The 4,192-nt window shown below is 73.3% G+C and carries 5 protein-coding genes; 2 read left to right on the top strand and 3 right to left on the bottom strand.

All coding sequences use genetic code 11. The features are described from left to right. Together ABZ281_RS40365 and ABZ281_RS40360 are read right to left on the bottom strand one after the other, a co-directional pair. The coding region (locus ABZ281_RS40365) for an MFS transporter (RefSeq protein ID WP_356662949.1) at positions 1–330 on the bottom strand (330 nt) is incomplete at its 3' end. Next, complete coding sequence (locus tag ABZ281_RS40360) at positions 327–1,259, bottom strand: zinc-binding dehydrogenase (protein WP_356662948.1); 933 nt, start codon at positions 1,257–1,259, stop codon at positions 327–329. The genes ABZ281_RS40365 and ABZ281_RS40360, both read right to left, overlap by 4 nt. 6 nt (positions 1,260–1,265) lie before the next feature. Between ABZ281_RS40360 and ABZ281_RS40355 the strand changes: the two genes are divergently transcribed. Then, on the top strand, positions 1,266–1,943 hold the full coding sequence (locus tag ABZ281_RS40355) for a pentapeptide repeat-containing protein (protein WP_356662947.1): 678 nt from the start codon (positions 1,266–1,268) through the stop codon (positions 1,941–1,943). A 39-nt stretch (positions 1,944–1,982) separates the two neighbouring features. Here the strand turns inward: ABZ281_RS40355 and ABZ281_RS40350 are convergent, their stop codons facing one another. Continuing rightward, positions 1,983–2,483 (bottom strand): hypothetical protein, encoded by a 501-nt coding sequence (locus ABZ281_RS40350; RefSeq protein WP_185007171.1) that lies wholly within the window; start codon positions 2,481–2,483, stop codon positions 1,983–1,985. Between the two features lie 7 nt (positions 2,484–2,490). Between ABZ281_RS40350 and ABZ281_RS40345 the strand changes: the two genes are divergently transcribed. After that, positions 2,491–3,936, top strand: a complete 1,446-nt coding sequence (locus ABZ281_RS40345) for a M1 family metallopeptidase (protein ID WP_356662946.1) — start codon at positions 2,491–2,493, stop codon at positions 3,934–3,936. The last annotated feature ends 256 nt before the right edge of the window (positions 3,937–4,192 follow it).

The following is a 4,192-nucleotide window of genomic DNA, read 5'->3' as shown; positions in this document are numbered from 1 at the left end:
GCCCGCGTTGGTGGCGGCGCCGCCGAGCGCGGAGGCGGCGGCGAAGCCGACCAGCCCGATGACGAAGGTCCGCTTGCGGCCCACGAGGTCGGCGATCCGGCCGCCCAGCAGGAGCAGTCCGCCGAAGGCGAGGGTGTAGGCGGTGATCACCCACTGCCGGTTGCCGTCGGACATGCCGAGGCCGCGCTGTGCGGAGGGGAGGGCGATGTTCACGATGGTCGCGTCGAGCACGACCATGAGCTGGGCCAGGGCGATGACGACCAGGCCCCACCAGCGGCGCGGGTCGGTGTCCACGGGAGGGCCCTTTTCGCCTGTCCGGGTGACACTCATCCCGTCAGAAGACCACGGATCGGGGCGGCCTGCATCCGCGGATCCGTCGCCGCTGGTGGGGTGTCGGGCCATGGCTCCAGGACCACCTTTCCGATCGTGCCGCGGGTCTCCAGCGCGCGGTGCGCGGCAGCGGCCTCGGCGAGCGGGAAGCGCTGCACGGCCGGGGTGAGCCGGCCGGCGGCGGCCTCGGTGAGGGCGCGCAGTTCGAGGGTGCGGACGGGGTCGGGCCCGCCGGCCTTCCCCAGCATCACCGGGCCGAGGACCTGCTCGGAGACGCCGTCGACGAGGTAGGGCTCGCCGTCGCGGATGCCCTCGCCGGACCAGCCGAAGACGATGTGCTTGCCGCCGGGGCCGAGGAGGCCGACGGCCTCGCGGGCGATGTCGCCGCCGACGCCGTCGAAGACGACGGTCGCCCTCCGGCCGCCGAGATGCGCACGGACCTTCGCGGGCCAGGCGGGGTCCTTGTAGTCGACGGCGAGATCGGCGCCGCCCGCCTGCACGCGCGCGGTCTTCTCCGGCCCGCCCGCGAGGCCCACGACGGTCGCGCCGGCGTTCTTCGCGTACTGCACGAGCAGGGTGCCGATGCCTCCGGCCGCGGCCGGGACGATCGCCACCGAGCCGGGGCCGAGGTCGGCGAACTGGAGGATGCCCATCGTCGTACGGCCCGTGCCGATCATGGCGACGGCCTCGGCGAAGTCCAGGTTGCCGGGGATCTCGTGCAGGCGCTCGACCTCGGTGACGGCCAGCTCGGCGTAGCCCCCGGGGACGAAGCCGAGGTGGGCGACGACCCGCTTGCCGAGCCACGGACCGGCGACGCCCTCGCCCAGGGACTCGACGACTCCGGCGACCTCGCGGCCGGGGATGGTGGGCAGCGGTGTCCGCTCGGACGCCGGGCCGCCCCGCCTGTTGTCAGTGGTGGGGTGCAGCATGGGCGCATGGCGAGGAGAGCGGCGGGCGGTACGGGTGTGAAGGGCGCACGGCGACCGGAGGTGCGGCTGCCGGTGCTGGAGCCGTACGAGGGCGGCGGGCTGGAGCCGGACGGGGACTACGACGGGCTGGACTTCCGGGAGGCCGACCTCTCCGGGCAGGACGGGTCGGGCGCCCGTTTCATGGACTGCGCCCTGACGGGCTGCGCGCTGGACGAGACCCGGCTGCGGCATGCCCGCGTCCTGGACTCCACCCTCACCGCCGTCCGGGGCGTCGGCACCGACCTCGCCGAGGCCACCCTGCGCGATGTGGAGCTGACCGATGCCCGGCTCGGCGGACCGCAGTTGCACGGGGCGGTGCTGGAGCGGGTGCTGATCCGCGGCGGCAAGATCGACTATCTGAACCTGCGCACGGCCCGGCTCAGGGACGTCGTCTTCGAGGGCTGCGTCCTGGTCGAGCCGGATTTCGGCGGCGCCCGCCTGGAGCGCGTGGAGTTCGTCGACTGCGCCCTGAAGGGCGCCGACCTGCACGCGGCGACCCTCACGGACGTCGACCTGCGCGGCGCAGCGTCCCTGGAGATCACCCGCGGGCTGGACCGGCTGTCGGGGGCGGTGATCAGCTCGGCGCAACTACTGGACCTGGCACCGGTGCTGGCCGCGCAGTGGGGGATCCGCGTGGAGGGCTGACGCCCCGGCGGCGGCTCGGGACGGCGGCTCCGGCGGCGGCTACGGGAGGCGGGGGAAGCGGGCCTGGAGGGTCCAGATCGCCGGGTTCTCCGCGAGGTCGTCGTGCAGGTCGGTGAGGTCGGCGATCAGGTCGTGCAGGAAGTCCCGCGACTCGCGGCGCAGTTCGGAGTGGGAGACGGTGAGCGCGGGCTCCTCCGCGCGCATCCAGTCGGCCTCGATGTCCACCCAGCCGAAGCGGCGCTCGAACAGCATCCGGTCCGTCGACTCGGTGAAGTCCAGCTCCGCCCGCTGCGGCCGGGACGCCCGCGAGCCCGCCGGGTCCCGGTCGATCCGCTCCACGATGTCGCACAGCGCCCACGCGAAGTCGAGCACCGGCACCCATCCCCAGGCTGTGGACACCTCGTGGTCCGTCTTGGTGTCCGCCAGATAGACGTCCCCGCAGAACAGGTCGTGCCGCAGTGCCCGGACGTCCGCGCGGCGGTAGTCGGTCTGCGGAGGGTCGGGGAAGCGGTTGGAGAGGGCGTAGCCGATGTCGAGCACGGGGGTGATGGTGTCACGCGATCGTAGGATCACGAGCGTGGCCCGATCTGTACGTCTTGTCCCCACGCTGCCCGCCGCCTCCCTGCTGGCCTGCGCGCTCGTCCTCAGCGCGTGCGGCGGCGGGGTGCACGGAAGCCCGGGCGGCTCCGGCGTCCGCGACCCGTACTTCCCGAAGGCCGGCAACGGCGGCTACGACGTCACCCACTACGGCCTGCGCCTCGCCTACGACCCCGACGCCCACCACCTCACCGGCACCGCCACTCTCACCGCCCGGGCGGCCGAAGACCTCTCCGCGTTCAACCTCGACCTGCTCGGCATGGACGTCGAGCAGGTCACCGTCGGCGGCGAGACCGCCCGCTGGAACCGCGCCGGACAGGAACTCACCGTCCGGCCGCACGACGACATCGACCGGGACGGCACGTTCCGTGTGACCGTCCGCTACTCCGGAACGCCTGAGACCGTCACCGACCCGGACGGCTCCCAGGAGGGCTGGCTGCGCACCACGGACGGGGTGCTCGCGCTCGGCGAGCCGACGGGGTCGATGGCGTGGTTCCCCGGCAACCACCACCCCTCCGACAAGGCGGCCTACGACCTCGCGGTGACCGTGCCGAAGGGGCTGCAGGCCGTCTCCAACGGGGAGTTGCGCAGCGAGCGGACCGCGCGGGGCCGTACGACGTTCGTGTGGCACAGCGGCGAGCCGATGGCGAGCTACCTCGCCACCCTCGCGATCGGCCGCTTCGACGTCAGCCGCTCCAGGGCCGGGGACCTGCCCCTGTACTCGGCCGTCGACCCGGCCGAGGCGGCGGCGAGCCGACCCGTGCTCGGGCGGATTCCGGAGGTGCTGCGGTGGGCGGAGCGGAGGTTCGGGCCGTACCCCTTCTCCTCCACCGGCGCGATCGTCGACAGTGCGGCCTCCGTCGGCTACGCCCTGGAGACGCAGACCCGGCCGGTGTTCCCCGGCGCCCCCGACATCACGCTGCTCGTCCATGAGCTGGCCCACCAGTGGTACGGCGACTCCGTCACGCCCGAGAGCTGGCGGGACATGTGGCTCAACGAGGGGTTCGCGACCTACGCGGAGTGGCTGTGGGAGGAGGACCACGGCGGCGACAGCGCGCAGGAGACGTTCGACGCGGTGTACTCCGGCGCGTACTTCGACACGAAGGAGGCCGGGGAGGAGATCTGGGAGTTCCCGCCGGCGGACCCGCCGAACGCCGGGCAGATCTCCGACCCGCCCGTGTACTGGCGGGGGGCCATGGTGCTGCAGAAGCTGCGTCAGGTCGTCGGGGACGACCGGTTCTTCTCGATCCTGCGGGGGTGGGCGGTCACGTACCGGCACGGCAACGCCGATACCGCCGACTTCACGGCCTATGTGGAGAAGCGGGCGCCCGGGAAGGACCTGGAGGGCGTCTGGGACGCGTGGCTGTACGGGGAGGGAAAGCCGGAGCAGCCCTGAACTCTCACGGCCCGGTCAGTTCCTTGCGCAGGACCGTGCAGCGGCGCCCCATCTGCCTGTCCTCACGATGGTCGACGACCTCGTGTCGCGCCCCGTGGCGGAGCCGGCGATGCGGCACAGCCCCGCGCCCCTGAGGGCGAAGCCCCCGGGCCGGACGTCCGGCCCGGGGGCTCCCCGCGAAACGCTCAGGCGTCCGTCAGACGTTCACGCCGAAGTCCTGGGGCGATGCCGACCAGGCCCGAGGCGTAGCCCTGGC

Source organism: Streptomyces sp. NPDC006265, assembly GCF_040613555.1.
Classification (GTDB): domain Bacteria; phylum Actinomycetota; class Actinomycetes; order Streptomycetales; family Streptomycetaceae; genus Streptomyces.
This window is presented reverse-complemented; position numbering and strand designations above follow the sequence as displayed.